Below are 22,038 nucleotides of genomic sequence, written 5' to 3'. Positions count from 1 at the left end.
AATGTAACAATTTTAAGCTAGCAAGACTTATTGAAGATAAAAATGCCAGTTTTCTGCTGATATAAAATGCTCAAAAACTAAAAATGAAGATTAAACAATATCGTACTCAGTTTATTAAAGAATTAGCTCCTTTTTACGATGCGTACGAAGCGGAGAGCTTTTTTTATCTGATTTTGGAAGATAAACACCAGCTTCGTCAGATTGATTTGGCTTTAAATCATGAATTAACATTTGAGGAGAATGATTTTGTAATATGGGAGGAATTGCTAAAACAGCTTAAAAAAGAAGTTCCAATTCAATATTTGCTTGGGAAAACAAATTTTTACGGTTTGGATTTTGAAGTAAATGAAAATGTGCTGATTCCGCGACCTGAGACAGAAGAATTGGTCGAATGGATTATTAATGAGAATGCTGGTTCAGAAAAATCTAAAAAAATAAAAATTCTCGATATTGGAACAGGAAGTGGCTGTATTGCTATTTCGCTGGCAAAAAATCTTCCAAACGCAGAAGTTTTTGGAATTGATGTTTCTAAAAAAGCTATTGAAACGGCAAAAAGAAATGCGATTACCAATAATGTTGATGTTACTTTTATGCTTCTAAATATTTTAGAGACAGAAGAGTTTACCTGTCAGTTTGATATAATTGTTTCGAATCCGCCGTATGTTCGAAATTTAGAAAAAGAAGAAATTAAAAAAAATGTGTTGGATTATGAACCACATTTGGCACTTTTTGTAGAAGATAACGATCCGCTTGTTTTTTATCGAAAAATTGCTTCTCTGGCACATAAAAGTCTTCGTGAAAACGGAAAATTATACTTCGAGATCAATCAATATTTGGGAAAAGAAATGTTTGAACTTTTAGAAAATATGAAATTTAAAGATATCGAACTTCGAAAAGATATTTATGATAATGATCGAATGACTTCCTGCAAGGTTTCCAAAACCTTGTAGGTTTAGATTTTTTGCGTCAAGTTTATACCTACAAGGTTTTGGAAACCTTGCAGGAGAAAGTCGGAAGTTTATTCATAACGCAACGCTTCAATCGGATCTAATTTTGATGCTTTAATAGCTGGATATAAACCAGAAACCAAGGCCACGCAAAAACTCGTTGCAAAAGCAGCGAAAATTGCCATCCACGGAATTACAAATGCAAAACTCATAGCTGTTGCTATAGCAAAACCGAGCAAAATTCCTAAAATGATTCCGACTAGACCTCCAATTTGACCAATCAATAAAGTTTCGATAAAAAACTGAAAAGCAACAGTAGATCTTTTTGCTCCTAAAGCTTTACGAACACCAATTTCGCGAGTGCGTTCTGTAACCGAAACGACCATAATATTCATTAAAGCAATAGACGATCCTAAAATTGTAATTACAGAAATAGTCCAAGCGGCTATGCTTAAATATTGCGTTATACTGAGAATACGGTTAATTAAATCGTCGCTTCTCACCACTCCAAAATTATTATCGCGCACAGGGCTTAGCTTGCGAACTCTTCGCATAGTACTCGTGGCATTATCAATGGCTTCGTCTAAAACTTCTTTTTTAGAAACCATAACGCTTACGGTATAATTTATGTTTGGCGCAGTAAACAAAGACCTCGCTACCTGAATCGGAATTAAAACACGCAAATCCTGACTATTTCCAAACGTCGAACCTTTTTCTTTTAATACTCCGATAACTTTAAAGCGTGCACCTCGAATAGAAATGATTTTATCGATCGGATTTATGTCTTTTAAAAGTCCTTTTTCAAAATCAGAACCCACAACACAAGAATAAGTATTGTTTTCAATATCAAACTGATTAAAACTTCTTCCTAAGCTAGTTTCAAGTCCAGAATTGGTAATAAAATGTTCGTCAACTCCAACTACAGTAATTTCTGGATCTGTTTTTTCTCCTAGATATTTTACTTCTGCAGTTGTGGTCGCAGTAAAAGAAAGAGAAGTTTCTGTAAAAGGGTATTTGTATTTTGTTTTGAAAGCAACAGCTTCTGGATAAGAAATAATCGGGTTGATTACTTCGCGTTCATTCCCGCCGCGGTTTCGAACTTTATTTTCGTATTGGTTAATATTGAAAGTATTGGCGCCCATTGAAGCAAAATCGTTCGAAATGGTATTGTCCAAGGCTGAAACAACGGTTAAGATTCCGACCAAAGCCGTAATCCCGATAGCAATAATTAAAACGGTAAGAATAGTACGCAGCAATTGGGTTTTTATAGAACCAAACGCAATTCGAATATTTTCTTTAAATAATTTTAGCATCATGACCAATTTGTCACGAAAATACGTTTTTTGTTACAAGTTTGTTTTCGAACAGTTAATATTTATTTTAAAAAGTAAGATATTTGCAGGCGATTTAGCATTTGCAGAAAATCAAAAAATCAAATAAATAATGTCAAAGCGATTTAGAATTTAAGATTTAGAAAAAAATCTAAAATCTAAAATCAACAATCTAAAATAAATAAGATGGCTTCAAAACCAAGTATACCAAAAGGAACAAGAGATTTTTCACCAGCAGAGGTGTCAAAACGTCAATATATTATTCAAACTATAAAAGCGAATTTCGAAAAATTTGGTTTCCAGCCAATCGAAACGCCTTCGTTTGAAAATTCAGATACCTTAATGGGGAAATATGGAGAAGAAGGAGACCGTCTGATTTTTAAAATATTGAATTCAGGAAATTTTTTCTACAATAAAAGTAAAATTGAACTGCCAGAATCAATTGAAGAATTACAGTTGAATTCTGCAGAAAAAATATCTTTAGAACAGAGAATAGAATTAAATAAATTCACAGGAAAAATTTCTGAGAAAGCGTTGCGTTACGATTTGACCGTTCCGTTTGCAAGATATGTAGTGCAGCACCAAAGTGAAATTGAATTTCCCTTCAAAAGATACCAGATTCAGCCAGTTTGGAGAGCAGATAATCCGCAAAAAGGGCGTTTTAGAGAATTTTTTCAATGTGATGCCGATGTTGTGGGCTCAAAATCGCTTTGGCAGGAAATAGAATTGGTTCAATTATATGATACTGTTTTTACGGCTTTAGGTTTAGAAGGGGTTACAATCAAAATCAATAACCGTAAAATTTTATCTGGAATTGCTGAGGTAATTGGCGCATCAGATAAATTAATTGATTTTACAGTTGCATTGGATAAACTGGATAAAATTGGAGAAGACGGTGTTAAAAAAGAAATGATAGAAAAAGGAATTTCTGAAGAGGCTTTAGTAAAGGTACAGCCGCTTTTTAGTTTCTCAGGAACTTTTACAGACAAAATAGCACAGCTTTCGGAATTATTGTCATCTTCTGAAGAGGGAATGAAAGGTGTTGAAGAATTGAAATTTATTTGTGACAACGTTGCTGTTGTAGGACTTTCGACAGCTACTTTAGATTTGGATGTGACGCTTGCTCGCGGATTAAATTATTACACCGGAGCTATTTTTGAAGTTGCGGCTCCAAAAACAGTAGCGATGGGCTCTATCGGCGGCGGCGGAAGATATGACGATTTGACTGGTATTTTTGGTTTAAAGAATATGAGTGGTGTCGGAATTTCTTTTGGATTGGATAGAATTTATTTAGTTCTTGAAGAATTACAGTTGTTCCCAGAAACTGTTGCAGCTACCTCAAAAGCGATATTTTTGAATTTTGGAGATAAAGAAGCTTTATATGCTTCGCAGGCGATTCAGAAATTGAGACAAGAAAACATTAAAGTAGAATTGTATCCTGATAGTGTAAAAGTTGGAAAACAATTTCAATACGCAGACAAACGTTTGATTCCGTTTGCCGTATTGGTTGGAGATCAGGAAATTGCTTCAAATTCGTATGCATTAAAAAATTTAGTTTCAGGAGAGCAAGTAACTGTTGATTTTGAAGGATTGAAAAATGCTTTGCTAGCTTAAGTTTAACCGCAAAGAACGCAATGGTTTACGCAAAGGACGCAAAGTTTTTTTTGTCACAAATTGCTCGAATTTTCACCAATTGATTTAAAACATAGCCCACGGTTTCAACCGTGGGAGCGCAAAGTTTTTTGCCACAGATTAAAAAGATTAAAAAGATTTTTTTAGCCACAAATTGCACAAATTTTCGCGAATTTTTTTAACATAGCCCACGGTTTCAAACGTGGGAACGCAAAGAATTTTTTTGCCACAGATTAAAAAGATTAAAAGATTTTTTTTGCCACAAATTGCACAAATTTTCGCGATTTTTTTTAACATAGCCCACGGTTTCAAACGTGGGAACGCAAAGAATTTTTTTGCCACAGATTAAAAAGATTAAAAAGATTTTTTTGCCACAAATTGCACAAATTTTCGCGAATTTTTTTAAACATAGCCCACGGTTTCAACCGTGGGAACGCAATGTTTTTTGCCACAGATTAAAAAGTTTTTTTTAGCCACAAATTGCACAAATTTTCGCGAATTTTTTTAAATATAGCCTAGGGTTTCAGCCGCGGGAGCGCAATGTTTTTCTTGTTTCAAGTAGATTTTACAGATTTAGAAAAATTAATTTGAATTTATAATCTAAAGATTCAGAGTGACTTGGCTTAAATCGGTTTAAATCGGGGAAAAATAACTTGGTAGAGAAGAAAAAAAGCATTTAATTTGCCACCTCAAGTTACGGGCGTAGTTCAAGGGTAGAATAGCGGTCTCCAAAACCGTTGATGGGGGTTCGAATCCCTCCGCCCGTGCAAAACATAGTAGATGACACTTCTGTCAGATAAAAAAGCTCAAGCATAAAAAAAAGCTTCGTCTCTATAGGCGAAGCTTTTTTTAATATAAGGTAAATTTGAATTAATAATTATTTAGAGGCCGAAGCCAACCCTTAAATTCAATTTTTGGTGGTAATAATTAATGTTTATTGGTCTCAAAGATAAGATAAACTAAAACGTAATAGTCTTAAAATTATAATAAATTTTTTCTGCGTAATTATGTTTTTTAAATGTCTCATAATTAATAAAGTGACAATTTGACATTTTATAAGATTTGGCAGTACTTTTGCAATCTAACAGAAAGAAATAAAAAATGAAGTTTAAAAATATTTTTAAAAATAAAAGTAATATGACTACGGAAAATACAGAATTCGATCAGGAATTAGATGATGCAACGATAGAGACTAACGCTAATGGAGAGCAATTAATTGTTGAGGAATTAAGTGTTGAGGAGCAGTTAGCTCAAGACTTAGCTAAAGAAAAAGATAAGTTTTTGAGATTATTCGCCGAATTTGAAAATTACAAAAAAAGAACTTCAAAAGAGCGTCTTGAATTATTTAAAACAGCAAACCAAGAAGTTTTATTGGCTATGCTTCCAGTTTTAGATGATTTTGACAGAGCTGCTGTAGAAATTAATAAATCTGATGACGAAAATCTTAAAAAAGGAGTGGAGCTAATTCACGAAAAACTAAAAAGTACTTTAGTTTCTAAAGGTTTAGAACAGGTTGATGTAAAAGCAGGCGATGATTTTAATGCGGATTTTGCTGAGGCAATTACTCAAATTCCCGCACCTTCTGATAAATTAAAAGGTAAAATTGTTGACGTTATTGAAAAAGGGTACAAATTAGGAGACAAAATTATTCGTTACCCTAAAGTTGTAACTGGAAACTAAAATGCAGATAAAAATTTCAAATGCATTTTTGGAATTTGGAATTTTAAAATTTGGAATTTAACCTTATTATGAAAAAAGATTTTTACGAAATACTAGGCATTTCAAAAAATGCTGATGCTGCCGAAATTAAAAAAGCATATAGAAAAAGCGCTTTAAAATACCATCCTGATAAAAATCCAGGCGACAAAGAGGCAGAAGAAAACTTCAAATTGGCGGCAGAAGCTTACGAAGTTTTAAGTGATCCGCAGAAAAAAGCGAAATACGATCAATACGGTCATCAAGCATTTGATGGTTCTGGCGGATTTGGCGGTGATCATGGCGGTATGAATATGGATGACATTTTCAGCCAGTTTGGTGATATTTTTGGTGGCGGATTTGGCGGTTTCGGAGGTGGAGGCGGTGGCCCTCGCCGTGCGAAAGGAAGCAATCTTCGAATCAAAGTAAAATTGACTTTAGAGGAAATTGCAAATGGAGTTGAGAAAAAAGTAAAAGTAAAACGTAAAGTTCAGGCTAAGGGCGTAACGTATAAAACTTGTACGACTTGTAACGGTCAAGGTCAAGTAATGCGTGTAACTAACACTATTTTGGGAAGAATGCAATCTGCATCTACTTGTCATACTTGTGGTGGTTCTGGACAAATCTTAGATAAAAAACCTTCTGAAGCAGATGCTCAAGGAATGGTTCAAGAAGACGAAACAGTATCAATCAAAATTCCTGCTGGAGTTGTTGACGGAATGCAGTTGAAAGTTGCCAACAAAGGTAACGATGCGCCAGGAAACAGTATTCCAGGAGATTTAATTGTAGCGATAGAAGAAGTAGAGCACGAATTCTTGAAGCGTGAAGGAGAAAATGTTCATTTCGATTTATATATCAGTTTCCCTGAAGCAGTTTTAGGAGCTTCTAAAGATATTGAAGCGATCAATGGAAAAGTTCGTATTAAACTGGAAGAAGGAATTCAATCTGGAAAAATCTTAAGATTAAAAGGAAAAGGAATTCCGAGTTTAAACGGTTACGGAAGCGGAGATTTATTGGTTCACGTAAATGTTTGGACACCTAAAACATTAAATAAAGAACAAAAACAATTCTTTGAAAATGCTTTGACAGACGACCATTTTGCTCCAAGTCCAGAGAAATCAGAGAAATCATTTTTTGAAAAAGTAAAAGATATGTTCTCATAATCGGAACTTTTTAAAATTATAAATAAATTAAAAACCCATTCTAGCATAAATTAGAATGGGTTTTTTGCGTAATATGACACAATTTCGCTTCGAATTATTTACTTTTACAGTCGCTGAACCGTAACAGGCAAAGTGACGCAGTAAATCCTTAAAAATAGCATGAGTAACTTACTAGAAGTACATAAAGTCGTAAAAAAATACGGCGACTATGTAGCACTTAACGAAGTTTCATTAAATGTACCAAAAGGCAGTATATATGGACTTTTAGGTCCGAATGGAGCCGGAAAAACTTCCCTTATCAGAATCATAAACCAAATTACCCTGCCAGACAGTGGCGAAGTAATTTTGGATGGAGAAAGATTACAGCCTAAACATGTGCAAACTATCGGATATCTTCCAGAAGAAAGAGGCTTGTATAGCTCGATGAAAGTTGGGGAGCAATGTTTGTATTTGGCTCAAATGAAAGGACTTTCTAAAGCAGAAGCTAAAAAGCAATTGGATTACTGGTTTGACCGATTAGGAATTCAAGGCTGGTGGAACAAGAAAATACAGGAATTATCTAAAGGAATGGCACAGAAAATCCAGTTTGTGGTTTGTGTTTTGCATAAACCTAAATTGTTGATTTTAGACGAGCCGTTTTCTGGATTTGATCCTGTAAATGCAAATGTGATTAAAGATGAAATTTTAGCATTAAAAGAACAAGGCTCAACGATTATTTTTTCGACTCACAGAATGGAAAGTGTAGAGGAACTTTGCGAAAATATAGCTTTAATTCATAAATCAAATAAACTAATAGAAGGTAAAATTGGCGATGTAAAACGACAGTTTAGAACCAATAGTTTTGAAGTTGGAATCTTGACGAGTAATGTTGAAGGTTTGATGTATGATATTACACAAAAATTTACCGTTTCTCCAGCTAGTTTCAAATCGTTAAATGATGATTTGAAATTAAATATCCAGATTGGAAACGCGGTGCCAAATGAATTATTAAATGTTCTAACACAGCGCGGACAAGTGACACATTTCGTCGAAAAAATTCCAAGCGTTCACGATATTTTTATTCAAACGGTTACTGAAAACACAAAATAAAATTCCAAAAAATAAATTCCAAATTCCAATTGTTGGGTTTTGGAATTTTTAAATTGAAAATTACGAAGAATGAGTATAATTTCGTTGATTATAAAAAGAGAATTTATTGCCAAAGTCCGCAATAAATCTTTTGTTGTCATGACTTTCTTGAGTCCGCTTTTATTTGTCGCTATTGCCTTTTTTATAGGTTATTTAAGCTCAATGAAAGCAGAAACCAAACGCATTGCAATTCATGATGAAACTGGACTTTTTGCTTCCGATTTTTTAAAAGAAAATAAAAAAGGTGCCGAGTTTAAATATCTCAATTTATCTGAAGTTGATGTAAAAGCTTTAAAAGACAGCATTACAAAAGAAAATTTCAACGGACTGATTGTTATTCCGAAAACAAAAAATATAAAAGATTTAGAAAGTAAGATTGAGTTTATTTCTAATAATAGCCCGAGCATTTCTTTTATCGAAAGTATACAGGATATTATAGGAAATAAAATTACAAAACTAAATCTCGAAGAAGCAAAACTGGATACTTTAGCAATTCAAAAAGCGCAATCGGATGTGAATATTCATTTGGTTAAAGCTTCTGGAGAAGAAAGTTTGAAAGGATTAAACGAAATTAAAATCGGAATTGGCGGAGCATTTGGTTATCTGATTATGATGTTTATTATTATTTACGGAAATATGGTAATGCGAAGCGTCATCGAAGAAAAAACAAACCGAATTATCGAAATCATTATTTCATCTGTTAAACCGTTTCAGTTAATGATTGGTAAAATTGTTGGAACTTCGCTAGCAGGAATTCTGCAATTTATAATCTGGGCAATAATTGGTCTGGGATTAATGTTTGCAGCTTCGGCATTTTTTGGAGTAAATGTTGGACCAACAGCGAAAATTTCACCAGAAATGATGCAATCAGCACAGCATCAATTATCGGGTTCTGCGCAGATGTATATCGCCGAATTATGGAATCTGCCACTTGCAAGTATCATAATCGGATTTGTAATTTATTTTATTGGAGGCTATTTCCTTTACAGCTCATTTTACGCTGCAATTGGAGCCGCGGTTGATAATCAGACTGACTCTCAGCAATTTCTGCTTCCAATCTTAATGCCGCTTATTTTGAGCGTTTATATCGGATTTTTTACCGTAGTAAATGATCCTCATGGAAGTGTTGCCGTTATCTTTTCGATGATTCCGCTAACTTCTCCAATTGTAATGTTAATGCGTATTCCGTTTGGCGTGCCGTGGTGGCAAATCGCAATTTCGGTATCATTATTGTTTGCTACATTTTTCCTTGTTGTGTGGTTCGCTGCAAAAATTTACCGTGTCGGTATTTTAATGTACGGCAAAAAGCCAACATGGAAAGAATTGTATAAATGGATTAAATATTAACTTTATAGTTGCAAAGTTTTAAAGTAACAAAGAGGCAAAGCTTTTCTCTCTGTCACTTTGAACCTCTGTCACTTTGAACCTTAAAAAAATGAGTAAAATCCTAATTATAGAAGACGAAGCAGCGATCAGAAGAGTTTTGGTAAAAATTTTATCAGAAGAAAATGATTTGTATCAGGTTGATGAGGCTGAAGATGGGGCTGTAGGACTTGAAAAAATAAAAAACAATGATTACGATTTGGTTTTGTGCGATATCAAAATGCCAAAAATGGACGGTGTTGAGGTTTTAGAAGAAGTAAAAAAGATAAAACCCGAAATTCCGATGGTTATGATTTCTGGTCATGGCGATATGGAAACGGCGATTCAAACCATGCGTTTGGGAGCTTTTGATTATATTTCTAAACCGCCAGATTTGAATCGTTTGCTGAATACTGTTCGCAATGCTTTGGATAAAAAACAATTAGTAGTTGAAAATAAAATCCTGAAGAAAAAAGTCAGTAAAAATTACGAAATGATTGGGGACAGCGAATCGATTAATCATATCAAAGTGATGATTGATAAAGTGGCACCAACAGAAGCCAGAGTTTTAATTACGGGACCAAACGGAACTGGAAAAGAATTAGTGGCGCATCAATTGCATGAAAAAAGTGAGCGTTCTGCTTTTCCTTTAATCGAAGTAAACTGTGCGGCGATTCCTAGCGAGTTGATCGAAAGTGAATTGTTCGGACATGTGAAAGGCGCTTTTACATCGGCAGTTAAAGATCGTGCCGGAAAGTTTGAAGCTGCAGACAAAGGGACTATTTTCTTAGATGAAATTGGAGACATGAGTCTTTCGGCACAAGCTAAAGTATTGCGCGCATTACAGGAAAGTATGATTACGCGTGTAGGTGCAGACAAGGATATTAAAGTCGATGTTCGTGTGGTTGCGGCGACTAATAAAGATTTAAAAACAGAAATTGCCGAAGGCCGTTTCCGTGAAGATTTATACCATCGTTTGGCAGTAATTTTAATTAAAGTGCCGCCATTGAATGAAAGACGTGACGATATTCCAGCTTTGATTTCGCATTTTACAGAAAAAATAGCGTCTGAGCAAGGAAATGCGGTTAAGTCGTTTTCGGCGCAAGCCATTAAATTATTGCAAGAATACGATTGGACAGGAAATATTCGTGAACTTCGAAATGTGGTGGAAAGGCTGATTATTTTAGGAGGAAATGAAATCTCTGAAACCGACGTAAAAATGTTCGCAAGCAAATAAGATTTGAGATAAGATTTTTCAATCTAAAATCTAAAATCAAAACTCTAAAATTTAGAAATGAAACTAAAAAAAATAAACGAGAAATTACAAGACGGTCTAATTGAAAATGGTCTGACGGAAGCCAATGCTTTGCAAATGGAAACTTTTTCGACGATAAAAAGTGGTGCCGACTGTGTAATTATTTCACCAAACGGAAGCGGAAAAACGACTACAATTGTTTTGAATGTGATTCAGCAATTGGCAGGAAAAAATGAAGAATCGCCTCGTGCCTTGATTATTGTAGAAGACAAAGAAAAGGTTTTGGCTATGGAAGAGCTTTTCGAAAAATACGGTAAATATACCAATCTTGAAGTCTACGGCGTGCATGATAAAGGCGACATGGATTATGACAAAAATTATGTTTCAACGGGAATTGATGTTTTAATTGGAACGCCGACAAAATTAAACGATATGTTTAGTACGGCAGGTTACAATGTAAATCGTTTGAAAATGCTGATTTTAGATGATGCAGATCCAATTTTGAAATTACGTCACGAACCTAAAATTATGCGTATTTCAAACAGTATTGCTAAAACACAGCGAATCATTTTTGCTGAAACTTTGTCAGAACGTGTTGAGATTCTAGCAGACAGAATGCTGATCGAACCGTATTTGTTCGATATGGATGAAGAAGGCGAAGAAGAACTCGACGAAGAGGAAGATGATATTGAAGAGGAAGAATAAAGAATAAGTTTTAATTTTTCAGTCCCAGTTTTAGTTTAATACTGAAAACTGGGACTGAAAGCTTTATGATAGAACAGAAATGGAGATTTTTAAAACGCTTAAATTTTTGATAATAGTACTTTTATGTGCTTTCCTTGTAATTTATGTTTTGATTATTTCCTATGTTTATTTTAATCAGGTAGGAATGGTTTTTCAAAGCACGGCGCTTCCGAAAGACCATAAATTTGATTATGTTCAAAAGTTTGAAGAGATCGATATAAAATCTTTTGACGGAACTAAGTTAAATGGTTTGCTTTTTAAAGCAGAGAATTCAAAAGGACTCGTTTTTTATCTTCATGGAAATGCAGGTACACTTGAAACTTGGGGTAAAATTGCTAAAACATATACCAATTTAGGTTATGATATTTTTATTTTAGATTACAGAAGTTTTGGCAAAAGTGAAGGTCAAATTGAAAATGAAGAACAATTAAAGAAAGATATTTCTATTGCTTATAAGACATTAGCAAAAAGATATGCCGAAAATAAAATAATAATTGCAGGCTATTCGATTGGTTCTGGATTTGCAACAATTTTGGCTTCAGAAAACAAACCAAAAGCTTTAATTCTTCAGTCGCCTTACTATAGTTTTACAGAATTATCAAGTACAAGAGTTCCGTTTTTTCCGAATTTCATGAAAAAATTTCAACTGGAGACTTATACTTATTTGCCAAAAGTTAAAGTGCCAATTTATATTTTTCATGGGAAAGACGATCATTTGATTGAATATAATAATTCTGTCAGGTTGAATGAATTGATAGATAGGCGAGGACATCTTTATCTTTTGGAAAATCAGGAACATATTGGGATGAATGAAAATGCCGAGTATCAGACTCAATTAGAGGCAATTTTAAAATAAAAAATAAATCATAAAATAGAATGTTATGGGACTAATGAAAGTGTTTTCGGGAAGTGAAGTATTAGCAATAGCTTTACAAGAAAGATTAGAGGAAGCTGGAGTAGAAACTGTAAAAAAAGATAATATCCAATCGGCTCGCTTGGGCGGATTCGGACAAACAGATTTGGCAGTCGAATTGTTTATTCAAGAAACAGATTTCGCAAAAGCAAATCCAGTTGTTGAACAGTTTAGAATGAGTATTTAAAAGATAGTTGTTTAGTCCCTAGTAAGTAGTCCTTAGTTCTGGTTTTTAAAACTAGATGCTAACAACTAAATGCTAAGGACTAATGGCTAAGTGCTAAGGATTAAAAAAAGCTAAGTACTAAGGACTAAAAAAAAGGACTAAAAAAAAATGCAATACAAAATGTTAGTGCTCGACATGGATGATACCTTGTTGACAGACGACCACAGAATTTCAGATTTAAATAAAAAAGTACTTTTAGAAGCGCAGGCGAAAGGTGTTTATGTGGTTTTGGCTTCTGGAAGGCCTACAATTGCAATGATCGCTTACGCTAAAGAATTGGAGCTAGATCTTAACGATTCGTATATGCTTTCGTTTAATGGAGCGATAATAAGTCGTGTAAAAGACAATTTGATTTTATTCGAACAGAAATTAACTGTTGAACAAATTCATGCTTTATACGATTATAGCGTTAAAATGAATACACACATCATCACGTATTTAGATGATGAAATTATTAGCGAAACAGATTCTGAATACATAGAAATCGAAAAAGAAATTACAGGAATGGCGCATCGCAAAGTTTCTAGCTTTAAAGATTATGTTGACAGGCCAGCGGTTAAATGTATTTTATTGCAAGATCCAGAGTATTTAAAAATGGTTGAAAAAGATTTAATCGATTTTATGCCGCATTTAAGCGTTTCGACATCAAAACCTTTTTTTCTGGAGGTCGCACAATTAGGCATTGATAAAGCAGCGAGTTTGAAACGTTTAGCTGAAAAGCTAAGAATTCATCAAAGTGAAATTATAGCTGTAGGAAATGCAGGAAATGATTTGACAATGATCGAATATGCAGGACTCGGCGTTTGGGTAGACAATGTGACACCCGAATTGCGCGATAAAGCAGATTTAATCGTATCTTCAAATAATAATGATGGAGTGGCTGAGGTTGTGCAGCGCTTTATTTTAAATTAAAAAGAGATGAAAAAGCCAATTGAAACAGTACGTTTGATTTTAAGAGAGATGTTGCTTTCTGATGCAGAAGGCATGTTTGAATTGGATTCGAATCCAAATGTGCATTTGTTTGTTGGAAATAAACCCGTAAAACATATTGAAGAAAGTATTGAATATATCAAGTTTGTTCAAAAACAATACAAAGATTTCGGGACTGGAAGATGGGCGGTTGTGTTAAAAGAAACGAACGAATTTATTGGCTGGTCTGGAATTAAATATATTACAGACGAAATCAATAATCACAAAAATTTCTATGAATTAGGATATCGTTTTATCGAAAAACATTGGGGAAAAGGATATGCGTCTGAAGCAGGAAAAGCTTTTGTAGATTACGCATTTAATGAAATGAAAGTTGAAGCACTTTATGCTTACGCAGATGCTGGAAATGAAAACTCAAGAAAGATTCTCGAAAAATTAGGTTTCCATTTTGTGAATTCTTTTACTTATCAGGAAGAATTAGAAGTTTGGTACGAACTCAAAAATCCAAACTCAAACTAAGAAATGTATTCCAAATCTTTACATACTTAAAAGTCAGTAAAGATTTGGAAACAAATCAGAGTTAAAATATTATTTTTTCGCTACAGAAACAAAATATTTATTTCCGTCACCCATAGTTAATTTTACACGCTCGTCGCAAAGATCGATTGCAAAATTTGCACTTTCGTAACAGCTGCAAGTTGTGTTTTTGTCTTTAGACATTTCTGTTTTACAGTTGTTGTTTTTAAAACTTGCCAATTGTGGTGTGTATAAACTAACCAAGTCAGTAGAAGCTGTTACTAAAGAAATGATACTTGCAGAATTATTATTTGTAATTCTGTATACAATTCTGTCCGTGTAGTTTACTTCGTTAACAGTTACTTTACGAATGTAGGTATAAGCTGTAGATCCTTCACCTGGTTCTTTAACTTCAAACTTAAACCCAACTGCACGAATAGCAACATCAAATTGCTGTTGTGAGTTAAAGCTTGCCCAAGTCGTCAATGTACTAATAGTAGGGAACGGATTTGCGTTTGCGGCTGGAGCATTAGTTTGCGCTTGCGAACTAAATAGGGTTAAGAACATCAAGCAGATCGTGGGTAAAAATGCTTTCATAAAGCGTGGTATTTGTATTTTAATTTTGCCTACTCTCTTTGGTTTTCGGCTTTCCCATTTCATTTTGTAACACAAAACAACAACATAACGAGTAAAATTCAAAATTGTTATGCCCGAATTATTATTAAATTAATTAAAGCTTATTAAAATTCTTTAATATGAATTTATTGCTAACAAGATTCATAACAATGGTAAATGTAAGAAATTTTGAATTTATAATCGAAAAAAATGTACTTAATCGATAAAATTTGCTTTTAGTCGATTATTTTGTCATTTTATTCTTATCAGAATGTTAAAATGTTAAAAATGCGAGTGCTTTCTTATTCGAAAAAAAAAGTAAAAAGATTAACTTTTGAATGTTTCTAAATTAACATTAATGCAAATTATTGATTGGAAGTGAATTAATCGCTTTCTTTTGATGAATATTGTTTGTAAATTTGCAGCCTTAAATTTTTTGACAACGATTTCATTAATTTAAGACAGATTATGGAAAATAGAAAGAAAGTTGCCTTTTATACGCTGGGTTGTAAACTGAATTTTTCAGAGACTTCTACAATTGCCAGAAATTTTAATGACGAAGGTTTTGACCGCGTCGATTTTGAAGAAATAGCAGATATTTATGTCATTAATACTTGCTCTGTAACAGAAAATGCAGATAAGCAGTTTAAGCAGGTAGTGAGAAAAGCAATGAAGCTTAACGAAAAAGCTTTTGTTGCTGCAGTCGGCTGTTATGCACAATTAAAACCAGAGGAATTGGCTGCCGTTGACGGTGTTGATTTGGTTTTGGGTGCAACAGAAAAATTCAAAATTACAGACTATATTCATGATTTGAGTAAAAATGACATGGGTGAAGTTCACTCGTGCGAAATTGCCGAAGCGGATTTCTACGTAGGAAGTTATTCTATTGGAGATCGTACACGTGCCTTTTTGAAGGTTCAAGACGGCTGCGATTATAAATGTACGTATTGCACCATTCCGTTAGCACGTGGAATTTCTAGAAGTGATGCTTTAGAAAATGTATTAAAAAATGCCAAAGAAATTTCAGCTCAGAATATTCGTGAGATTGTTTTGACTGGTGTAAATATTGGCGATTACGGAAAAGGGGAGTTTGGAAATAAAAAACACGAACATACTTTCTTAGATTTAGTTCAAGCTTTAGACAAAGTAGAAGGAATTGAACGTTTGAGAATTTCTTCAATCGAACCTAATTTATTGAAAAACGAAACGATCGAATTCGTTTCTAAAAGCCGCACTTTTGTACCGCATTTTCATATTCCGCTACAGTCGGGAAGCAATGATATTTTAAAATTAATGAAACGCCGTTATTTGCGTGAAGTTTATATTGATCGTGTAAACAAAATTCGCGAAGTAATGCCACACGCTTGTATTGGTGTTGACGTAATTGTTGGTTTTCCTGGAGAAACAGACGAACACTTTTTAGAAACCTATCATTTCTTAAACGAATTGGATATTTCGTATTTACACGTTTTCACCTATTCTGAAAGAGATAATACCGAAGCTGTAGATATGGAAGGCGTTGTTCCTTCAAATGTACGTGCAAAACGCAGTAAAATGCTTCGCGGTTTATCAGTGAAAAAACGCCGTGCTTTTTATGAAAGCCAATTAGGAACTAATAGAACGGTTCTTTTTGAAGGAGAAAATAAAGAAGGTTATATTCACGGATTTACAGAGAATTACGTAAAAGTAAAAACACCTTGGAATCCGGAACTAGTAAATACTTTGCAAGAAATCAACTTAACGAAAATCGACGAAGACGGAAGTGTTCGCTTGGAATTTTTGAATAAGCTGGCTGAGGTTTAGTTTTTTGTTTCGCAGAGATTCGCAAAGAATTCTCAGTGATACACTAAGTTTTTTTGCAAAGATTATTATAGATTACAATATGTAGAGGCGCACAGCAGTGCGTCTCACGCAAAGTTTAGACATACAGTTTGTGATTTTTCAAAAAAGAAGAAATGACAAGAAACGACAAAGCTCTTTAATTTAATAAAGAGCTTTGTCGTTTTTGTTTAAAATCCTCTGTGAATCTCTGTGGAAACTTAGCGTATTATCTCTGCGAAATAAATCAGTCACTCTCTCCAACCACCAATTTCAAAGAATTAATATAATCGGTATCAAATTCGATAACGCGAATTTTTTCTGGATTAAAATCCAATTCTCCGCCAAATTGACCTCGAATGTCAATAAAATTAATCGTCAATTCTTCATCTGTCAATTCTATTAATTTTCCTAGATAAGCAGATTTAGACGATTTTTTTGCAATTTGAAAAATGCCGTATTTCTCAGAAATAAATTTAATGATTGAAGCCAAATCTTTGATCGGAATAATGTCATCTGAATTGATTTTTAGACCTTTCAAACGAATTACTTTTTCGGTAAAGGCCAAATCATGATCTCGGTTTACGGCTTCAATATTTTTATTTTTCAAAATCACGAAACCATCCAAAATAAAATCTACCGGATTATTTCGAAGCAAAATCCATTCGTCAGAATAATCAATAAGAAAACCCGTAAAGATCTCTTTCTTATCCTGAAATTCTATTTCGACCAATTGTCTTAAATATTGTTCCATATTTTTTAAAATTCCAATTTATTTAAAATCCCGAATTCCAATTTAAATTCCAAATACCAATTCTTAAAGTTAGACAAATTGGAATTTGGAATTTAAAAATTTGGAATTTATTTTTAAGGATTCGTCGACCAAATACTGCTGTTTTTAATAAAAACTCTTCGGTTTAATTTTAACTGCGCAATAATTAAATCCGCCATATCTTCAGATTGCATTACTTTTTCTGGGTTTCCGTCTGTCAAGTTTAAGTCTTTTGCCATATCGGTTGCAACAGTACTTGGCGTTAAAGCCGTAACACGAATATTGTGTTTTCTCATTTCCTGCATTAAAGAATCGGTTAAACCTAAAACTGCAAATTTAGAAGCACTGTAAGCACTTGTCAGAGCGTTTCCGTTTAAACCAGCAGTAGACGAAATATTGATAATATCTCCAGTTTGTCTTTCGATCATGTTTGGGATAATAGCACGAGTAGTGTAATACGTTCCCATTAAATTTACCTGAATAATTCTTTCCCAAGCTTCTGGTTCCAGTTCTAAGAATTTTCCAAAAGAAGCAATTCCGGCGCTGTTAATTAAAATATCGATGTGTTTAAATTGTGCTAAAGCTTGTTCTACGGCTTTGTTGATTGAATTAATATCAGAAACGTCAGCAGATAAAGCCAAAGCTTTTACGCCTAAATTCGAAGCTTCGTCAGCCAATTGTTCAACGTCTTTTTGAGTTCTTGAAACTAAAATCAGGTTTACACCTTCTTTTGCCAAAGCAATTGCCACAGCTTTTCCTATTCCTTTTCCTGCGCCAGTAATAAAGGCGTTTTTATTTTTTAAGTCGGTCATGATGGTAATTTTTAGAAATGCAGAAAGCATCATTATAAGTCTAACAAAAATAAGCTTTTGAAAACTAAAATGATGCTTTAAAATATATTCTTAATCTAAGTTTAACAACTTTCGGTTATTCTTTCAAAACCATGTCAATACACATAACAGCTCCTAAAATCAATTGTCTCAACGGACTGTCAGCTGCAACGGTATCTTCAATTTGAAGTGCATAATTGTCAGCACTTGTAAAAAACTCTTTTCCTAATCCTGCCCATTTTTTATTTACTTGAGCAAGCTGTTTTCCTTCGTGAGAAAATTTAAAATCCCAACCAGTCCATTTTCCTTGAAGTGTTGCAACTGGTTTTTCATTTTTGTCCATAATTTCAAATCTTCCTCCAATAGAAAAGAATTTTTGTTTGAAAGTTCCAATCAAACGATCTTTTTCGTCTAAAACTTCTACGGTCGATCTAAAAATGGCAACGCCTCTTCTTACCGTAATTAACTTTTCGCCATCAGCAGTTGTAATTTCAACATTAAACGGAGTGGCTCTTTTATAATCTGTAAATCGGAAAACTTTAGTGAAAAAACCAAGATTGTTTTCTCGGCAATTCATAATGATTTGATTGGTTTCTGGATGGTAGATATCGTAGTTGTTTGCAGCTTTAAACATTCCGATATGTTCTTTTACTAAAAATAGATTTTGGCTTAAAATAGGATTCATACGTGTGTAAAATAAATTTGTGTAAATAAAAATCAAATGTAAAAAAATATTTATGGAATGTTTTGAGGGATTCCTCATACTGCTTGCAAAAGTGAAGGAGTTTTATGTTTTAAAGATTTACTGTAGAGACAAGCAATGTCTTTATCCCAATCTTTTTTACCGAAGAGATCGCAAAGATTTTTTCGTAGAGATGCACTGCAGTGCGTCTAACTCAGAGTAAAAAAAAAGAAAAATCTTTGTCAAAGTTTAAAACCTTGACAAAGATCTTCGGGATTATGTGAATTTAATTAAATTGTTTCGAGATTTCTACTAATCGCACAAATTCGGCTTTGTAGCCATCAGGATCGTTAGATAAACCTTGTTTTGCTAAAACCGCAATATCATTAGAAGATTTATTTGAAATTAATTTTGAATCTCTCAATTTCAATCCGAACCAAGCTACAGCTGTGCTAAATTTCATATCATCGCTTGCTTTTTCTAAAACAACAGATTTGTTTTCGATTACCTGAACCATTTCTATACTTTTTTCTCCGTCAGGTTTTTTGTAGCGGAATTTTATAGTTGCCAATTCATTGCTGTAATTATTCGAATTAGGTTCTGCTTTAGTGTATTTTAAATCATCTGGCTGTTCGGCTAAATAATCACTTTTTACACCAGCTGGAATAATTTCATACAAAGCTGTAACGGTATGATTGCTTCCTAATTCTCCAGCATCAATCGCGTCATTTTTAAAGTCTTCCGGACGAAGTTTTCTGTTTTCATAACCAATCAAACGATACGCTTGAACTTGTTTCGGATTAAATTCGATTTGGATTTTTACATCTTTCGCGATAGCAAACATCGAACCTTTAAATTCTTTTCCAAGAAAACGATTCGCTTCCTGAATATTATCGATGTAGGCATAGTTTCCGTTTCCTTTATCGGCTAAGATTTCCATTTTGCTGTCTTTGTAATTTCCCATTCCGTAGCCCAAACAAGTCAAGAAAACGCCTGTTTTTCTTTTTTCTTCAATCAATTTTTCCATGTCAGAATTAGAAGAACTTCCTACGTTAAAATCGCCGTCAGTTGCCAGAATTACACGATTGTTTCCGTCTTTAATAAAATTTTCTGTTGCAGTTTTGTATGCCAGTTCAATTCCAGCCCCGCCCGCAGTGCTTCCTCCGGATTGTAATTTATCTAGTGCATCAATAATCGTTTTTTTCTCATCGCCAGAAGTTGGTGGCAAAACCATTCCTGCTGCGCCAGCATACACTACAATAGCCACTTTGTCTTTTGGTCGTAATTCGTTAACTAAAATTTTCAAGGATTGTTTTAATAAAGGCAATTTGTTCATGTCGCTCATAGAACCCGAAACATCAATTAAGAAAACAAGATTTGAAGCAGGTAAATTTTCGGTTGGAATATTTTTTCCTTGCAAACCAATTTTCAGAATTTTAGTATTTGTATTCCAAGGCGAATTACTAGTTTCTGTATTAATAGAAAACGGATGCTCATTTTTTGGCTGCGGATAAGTATATTTAAAGAAATTCACCATTTCCTCCACACGAACGGCATCTTTCGGAACCTGTTGTCCGTTATTCAAAAATCGTCTGATATTGGTATAAGAAGCATTATCAACATCTATAGAAAATGTAGAAAGCGGTGCCGTTTTTGGGCTTTCGAAAGCATTTTCAACAAAAGCGTCGTAATCTTCCTGAGTCGGTTCAGTCGGAATTGGCATGATATTTAATTTTTTATCCAATTCTTTTTCCGTAAGATTTTTGTAAAGTTCATTTTTTGTAGAAATTACCACAACGCCATTTGCGGCTCTGCTTCCGTAAATTGATGTCGCCGCTTGATCTTTTAAAACAGAAACATTATCAATGTCATTCGGATTAATTTTTGACATTTGATTGGCCTTTGCAGGTACTCCATCAATAATATACATCGGTTCGTTTTTTGGAGTAATATTGGCGTTTCCGCGAATCGCAATTGGACTTGGTATATAATTGGCGCTATTTTGCACTTGAACTCCAGCCACATATCCTTGAACCATTTCTGCCTGAACCATTTTTTTTGCTTTTCTTTCGGTGCGCGCATAACTTCGATCTTCGTACTCCGAATCACTTCTGCCATAGCCAACAACTACAACTTCTTGCAAGCTTGACATTTCTGGAAGCATTTTTATATTAATGATATTGGAGTTTTGAACTTTTTGTCTTTGGGTTTTATAGCCAATAAAAGTGATAACCAGCATATCTCCTGTTTTTGCCTGAATGCTATATTTTCCATCAAAATCGGTTTGAGTGTTGGCTTTTGAGGTCTGGTTGATAATAGTTACACCTGGAAGCGGTTGTTTATTTTCGTCAGAAATGATTCCAGTAATCGTTCTTTCTTGCGCCATGGTTACGAAACATATAAGCATAGCAATGGCTGATGAAATAAGTTTTAGACTTTTCATGATAATAAGTTTTAAAATTAATGTTTTGATTTTGCTTTGTCAAAGCTGCAGACTTTGACAAAGCGTAAGATTATTTTTTCGGAGCTGGTTTTCCGTTTTTAGTAGTGATTATGACAACTCCTTTTTTACCTTTTTCGCCATACTTTGAAGTGGCTTCAAGATCTTGCAAAACGGTTATTGTTTTTATTTCCTGTTTATCTAATGGCGCATACGGACTCGTAGGGTTTTTGCCAAAAAGATCTTGTTCAGAATAATAAATGCCATCGATAATGTAAAGAGGTTCATCTAAAACAACTAGAGAATCAACATTTTCGGGCTGGAAATTCGACATTTCTGCCTGCATCATTTTGTCTTTTTTAGCATCGTCACTATGAGCAATTGCATTTCCGTTGAAAACTACCAAAGGTGCATTTTTCTTCGCTTTTTGTGCTGATGGTGCAGCAGAATAAGCAACTTTAGTGGCTGCTCTTTCTGGGTAACTTGAATAGCCCATATCTGGACTTACTTCTTTTTTTGAAAGATTATTATCTTCTTCATAATATTCATTTTTACGAGCATTTGCAGTTACGACAACTTCTGCGTCTATTTTTGGCGCTGGCGCAGATTGAACAGGTTCTGCTTGCGGAACTAATACTTCTTGAACAGCAACTCGTTCTTTGCTTTTGGTCTGTTTTTCTAAAATCTTAACCGCTTCTTCGTTAGAAACAATTCCAGAATCTGGAGAAGTAGTTATAGCTTTATCGTTTAAAATTGGTTTTTCGGGCTGTTTAATTTCTTTTTCTTCTAAAACTACTTTTGGAGTTTCGTTTTCCAATTCTTTATCTGAATGTAAAAACTGATAGCCTAAAGAAATGAGTAATAAAAGAGAAGCCGCAACAGCGATTTTTTTCCATAAAGTGATTGTTTTTTTATCTTCTTTTTTGTCCAGTTTTTCTTCAACGCGCGACCAGACCTTTTCCATTCCTGGAAAGTCTTGAAACTCGGCTTTTTGCGAAGCTTCTTTTATTTTATCGAATAATTTATCTTGATTGTCCAT

20 protein-coding genes and 1 tRNA gene are annotated in these 22,038 nt (G+C 34.0%); 14 read left to right on the top strand and 7 right to left on the bottom strand.

Going from position 1 to position 22,038, the window contains the following annotated elements:
• The first annotated feature begins 83 nt into the window (after window positions 1–83).
• Window positions 84–950, top strand: coding sequence for a peptide chain release factor N(5)-glutamine methyltransferase (gene prmC / locus Q9Q97_RS08805; RefSeq protein WP_306156223.1), 867 nt, complete (start codon window positions 84–86; stop codon window positions 948–950).
• 68 nt (window positions 951–1,018) lie between these two features.
• Here the strand turns inward: prmC and Q9Q97_RS08800 are convergent, their stop codons facing one another.
• Window positions 1,019–2,263, bottom strand: coding sequence for an ABC transporter permease (locus Q9Q97_RS08800; protein WP_306156222.1), 1,245 nt, complete (start codon window positions 2,261–2,263; stop codon window positions 1,019–1,021).
• A 201-nt stretch (window positions 2,264–2,464) separates the two neighbouring features.
• Between Q9Q97_RS08800 and hisS the strand changes: the two genes are divergently transcribed.
• The 12 genes from hisS to Q9Q97_RS08740 all read left to right on the top strand — a co-directional run bounded on the left by hisS (window position 2,465) and on the right by Q9Q97_RS08740 (window position 13,845).
• Window positions 2,465–3,892, top strand: a complete 1,428-nt coding sequence (gene hisS, locus Q9Q97_RS08795; protein WP_306156221.1) for a histidine--tRNA ligase — start codon at window positions 2,465–2,467, stop codon at window positions 3,890–3,892.
• Window positions 3,893–4,606: 714 nt separating this feature from the next.
• Window positions 4,607–4,677: transfer RNA gene (locus Q9Q97_RS08790), tRNA-Trp, on the top strand.
• A 334-nt stretch (window positions 4,678–5,011) separates the two neighbouring features.
• On the top strand, window positions 5,012–5,590 hold the full coding sequence (locus Q9Q97_RS08785; RefSeq protein WP_306156220.1) for a nucleotide exchange factor GrpE: 579 nt from the start codon (window positions 5,012–5,014) through the stop codon (window positions 5,588–5,590).
• A gap of 68 nt (window positions 5,591–5,658) precedes the next feature.
• Window positions 5,659–6,768, top strand: coding sequence for a molecular chaperone DnaJ (gene dnaJ / locus Q9Q97_RS08780; protein WP_306156219.1), 1,110 nt, complete (start codon window positions 5,659–5,661; stop codon window positions 6,766–6,768).
• Between the two features lie 159 nt (window positions 6,769–6,927).
• Window positions 6,928–7,857, top strand: a complete 930-nt coding sequence (locus tag Q9Q97_RS08775) for an ABC transporter ATP-binding protein (RefSeq protein ID WP_306156218.1) — start codon at window positions 6,928–6,930, stop codon at window positions 7,855–7,857.
• Window positions 7,858–7,926: 69 nt separating this feature from the next.
• Window positions 7,927–9,243 (top strand): ABC transporter permease, encoded by a 1,317-nt coding sequence (locus tag Q9Q97_RS08770; protein WP_306156217.1) that lies wholly within the window; start codon window positions 7,927–7,929, stop codon window positions 9,241–9,243.
• 88 nt (window positions 9,244–9,331) lie between these two features.
• A complete protein-coding gene (locus Q9Q97_RS08765; RefSeq protein ID WP_306156216.1) occupies window positions 9,332–10,495 on the top strand; it encodes a sigma-54 dependent transcriptional regulator in 1,164 nt (387 codons plus the stop codon).
• 57 nt (window positions 10,496–10,552) lie between these two features.
• A complete protein-coding gene (locus Q9Q97_RS08760) occupies window positions 10,553–11,218 on the top strand; it encodes a DEAD/DEAH box helicase (RefSeq protein WP_306156215.1) in 666 nt (221 codons plus the stop codon).
• Window positions 11,219–11,324: 106 nt separating this feature from the next.
• Window positions 11,325–12,113 carry an alpha/beta hydrolase gene (locus Q9Q97_RS08755; RefSeq protein ID WP_306156214.1) on the top strand — a complete coding sequence of 263 codons (789 nt, stop codon included), beginning with the start codon at window positions 11,325–11,327 and terminating at the stop codon, window positions 12,111–12,113.
• Window positions 12,114–12,138: 25 nt separating this feature from the next.
• Entirely contained in the window at window positions 12,139–12,357 is a 219-nt protein-coding gene (locus tag Q9Q97_RS08750; protein ID WP_125723365.1) for a putative signal transducing protein, read from the top strand.
• Between the two features lie 147 nt (window positions 12,358–12,504).
• Window positions 12,505–13,308 carry a Cof-type HAD-IIB family hydrolase gene (locus Q9Q97_RS08745; protein ID WP_306156213.1) on the top strand — a complete coding sequence of 268 codons (804 nt, stop codon included), beginning with the start codon at window positions 12,505–12,507 and terminating at the stop codon, window positions 13,306–13,308.
• Between the two features lie 6 nt (window positions 13,309–13,314).
• Window positions 13,315–13,845 carry a GNAT family N-acetyltransferase gene (locus tag Q9Q97_RS08740; RefSeq protein WP_306156212.1) on the top strand — a complete coding sequence of 177 codons (531 nt, stop codon included), beginning with the start codon at window positions 13,315–13,317 and terminating at the stop codon, window positions 13,843–13,845.
• Between the two features lie 69 nt (window positions 13,846–13,914).
• Here the strand turns inward: Q9Q97_RS08740 and Q9Q97_RS08735 are convergent, their stop codons facing one another.
• Window positions 13,915–14,439 (bottom strand): hypothetical protein, encoded by a 525-nt coding sequence (locus Q9Q97_RS08735; RefSeq protein WP_125723368.1) that lies wholly within the window; start codon window positions 14,437–14,439, stop codon window positions 13,915–13,917.
• 486 nt (window positions 14,440–14,925) lie between these two features.
• Between Q9Q97_RS08735 and mtaB the strand changes: the two genes are divergently transcribed.
• A complete protein-coding gene (gene mtaB / locus Q9Q97_RS08730) occupies window positions 14,926–16,260 on the top strand; it encodes a tRNA (N(6)-L-threonylcarbamoyladenosine(37)-C(2))-methylthiotransferase MtaB (protein ID WP_306156211.1) in 1,335 nt (444 codons plus the stop codon).
• Window positions 16,261–16,522: 262 nt separating this feature from the next.
• On the opposite strand, the gene Q9Q97_RS08725 is transcribed toward mtaB, so the two are convergent.
• From Q9Q97_RS08725 to Q9Q97_RS08705, 5 genes are all read right to left on the bottom strand, one after another.
• Window positions 16,523–17,029: a hypothetical protein gene (locus Q9Q97_RS08725; RefSeq protein ID WP_306156210.1), complete on the bottom strand. Its 507-nt coding sequence runs from the start codon at window positions 17,027–17,029 to the stop codon at window positions 16,523–16,525.
• Window positions 17,030–17,142: 113 nt separating this feature from the next.
• The gene (locus tag Q9Q97_RS08720) at window positions 17,143–17,859 is read right to left on the bottom strand and encodes a 3-ketoacyl-ACP reductase (RefSeq protein ID WP_306156209.1); all 717 of its coding nucleotides are present in this window, start codon (window positions 17,857–17,859) and stop codon (window positions 17,143–17,145) included.
• A gap of 115 nt (window positions 17,860–17,974) precedes the next feature.
• Window positions 17,975–18,562 (bottom strand): phospholipid scramblase-related protein, encoded by a 588-nt coding sequence (locus tag Q9Q97_RS08715; RefSeq protein ID WP_125723372.1) that lies wholly within the window; start codon window positions 18,560–18,562, stop codon window positions 17,975–17,977.
• Between the two features lie 283 nt (window positions 18,563–18,845).
• Window positions 18,846–21,002, bottom strand: a complete 2,157-nt coding sequence (locus tag Q9Q97_RS08710) for a von Willebrand factor type A domain-containing protein (protein ID WP_306156208.1) — start codon at window positions 21,000–21,002, stop codon at window positions 18,846–18,848.
• Window positions 21,003–21,072: 70 nt separating this feature from the next.
• Window positions 21,073–22,038 carry a hypothetical protein gene (locus Q9Q97_RS08705; protein WP_306156207.1) on the bottom strand — a complete coding sequence of 322 codons (966 nt, stop codon included), beginning with the start codon at window positions 22,036–22,038 and terminating at the stop codon, window positions 21,073–21,075.

Origin of the sequence: Flavobacterium sp. DG2-3 (assembly GCF_030730925.1) — a bacterium.
Lineage (GTDB): Bacteria > Bacteroidota > Bacteroidia > Flavobacteriales > Flavobacteriaceae > Flavobacterium.
The sequence above is the reverse complement of the archived record's forward strand: the minus strand, read 5'-3'. Positions and strand labels throughout refer to the sequence as shown.

What these genes read in the sequence shown, in the direction of transcription:
- Q9Q97_RS08735 (WP_125723368.1), bottom strand. Translation starts at nt 14,439, where the DNA reads ATGAAAGCATTTTTACCCACGATCTGCTTGATGTTCTTAACCCTATTT.
- mtaB (WP_306156211.1), top strand. Translation starts at nt 14,926, where the DNA reads ATGGAAAATAGAAAGAAAGTTGCCTTTTATACGCTGGGTTGTAAACTG.
- Q9Q97_RS08770 (WP_306156217.1), top strand. Translation starts at nt 7,927, where the DNA reads ATGAGTATAATTTCGTTGATTATAAAAAGAGAATTTATTGCCAAAGTC.
- Q9Q97_RS08785 (WP_306156220.1), top strand. Translation starts at nt 5,012, where the DNA reads ATGAAGTTTAAAAATATTTTTAAAAATAAAAGTAATATGACTACGGAA.
- dnaJ (WP_306156219.1), top strand. Translation starts at nt 5,659, where the DNA reads ATGAAAAAAGATTTTTACGAAATACTAGGCATTTCAAAAAATGCTGAT.
- hisS (WP_306156221.1), top strand. Translation starts at nt 2,465, where the DNA reads ATGGCTTCAAAACCAAGTATACCAAAAGGAACAAGAGATTTTTCACCA.
- Q9Q97_RS08705 (WP_306156207.1), bottom strand. Translation starts at nt 22,038, where the DNA reads ATGGACAATCAAGATAAATTATTCGATAAAATAAAAGAAGCTTCGCAA.
- Q9Q97_RS08745 (WP_306156213.1), top strand. Translation starts at nt 12,505, where the DNA reads ATGCAATACAAAATGTTAGTGCTCGACATGGATGATACCTTGTTGACA.
- Q9Q97_RS08715 (WP_125723372.1), bottom strand. Translation starts at nt 18,562, where the DNA reads ATGAATCCTATTTTAAGCCAAAATCTATTTTTAGTAAAAGAACATATC.
- Q9Q97_RS08710 (WP_306156208.1), bottom strand. Translation starts at nt 21,002, where the DNA reads ATGAAAAGTCTAAAACTTATTTCATCAGCCATTGCTATGCTTATATGT.
- Q9Q97_RS08760 (WP_306156215.1), top strand. Translation starts at nt 10,553, where the DNA reads ATGAAACTAAAAAAAATAAACGAGAAATTACAAGACGGTCTAATTGAA.
- Q9Q97_RS08800 (WP_306156222.1), bottom strand. Translation starts at nt 2,263, where the DNA reads ATGATGCTAAAATTATTTAAAGAAAATATTCGAATTGCGTTTGGTTCT.
- Q9Q97_RS08740 (WP_306156212.1), top strand. Translation starts at nt 13,315, where the DNA reads ATGAAAAAGCCAATTGAAACAGTACGTTTGATTTTAAGAGAGATGTTG.
- Q9Q97_RS08725 (WP_306156210.1), bottom strand. Translation starts at nt 17,029, where the DNA reads ATGGAACAATATTTAAGACAATTGGTCGAAATAGAATTTCAGGATAAG.
- Q9Q97_RS08765 (WP_306156216.1), top strand. Translation starts at nt 9,332, where the DNA reads ATGAGTAAAATCCTAATTATAGAAGACGAAGCAGCGATCAGAAGAGTT.
- Q9Q97_RS08775 (WP_306156218.1), top strand. Translation starts at nt 6,928, where the DNA reads ATGAGTAACTTACTAGAAGTACATAAAGTCGTAAAAAAATACGGCGAC.
- Q9Q97_RS08750 (WP_125723365.1), top strand. Translation starts at nt 12,139, where the DNA reads ATGGGACTAATGAAAGTGTTTTCGGGAAGTGAAGTATTAGCAATAGCT.
- prmC (WP_306156223.1), top strand. Translation starts at nt 84, where the DNA reads ATGAAGATTAAACAATATCGTACTCAGTTTATTAAAGAATTAGCTCCT.
- Q9Q97_RS08720 (WP_306156209.1), bottom strand. Translation starts at nt 17,859, where the DNA reads ATGACCGACTTAAAAAATAAAAACGCCTTTATTACTGGCGCAGGAAAA.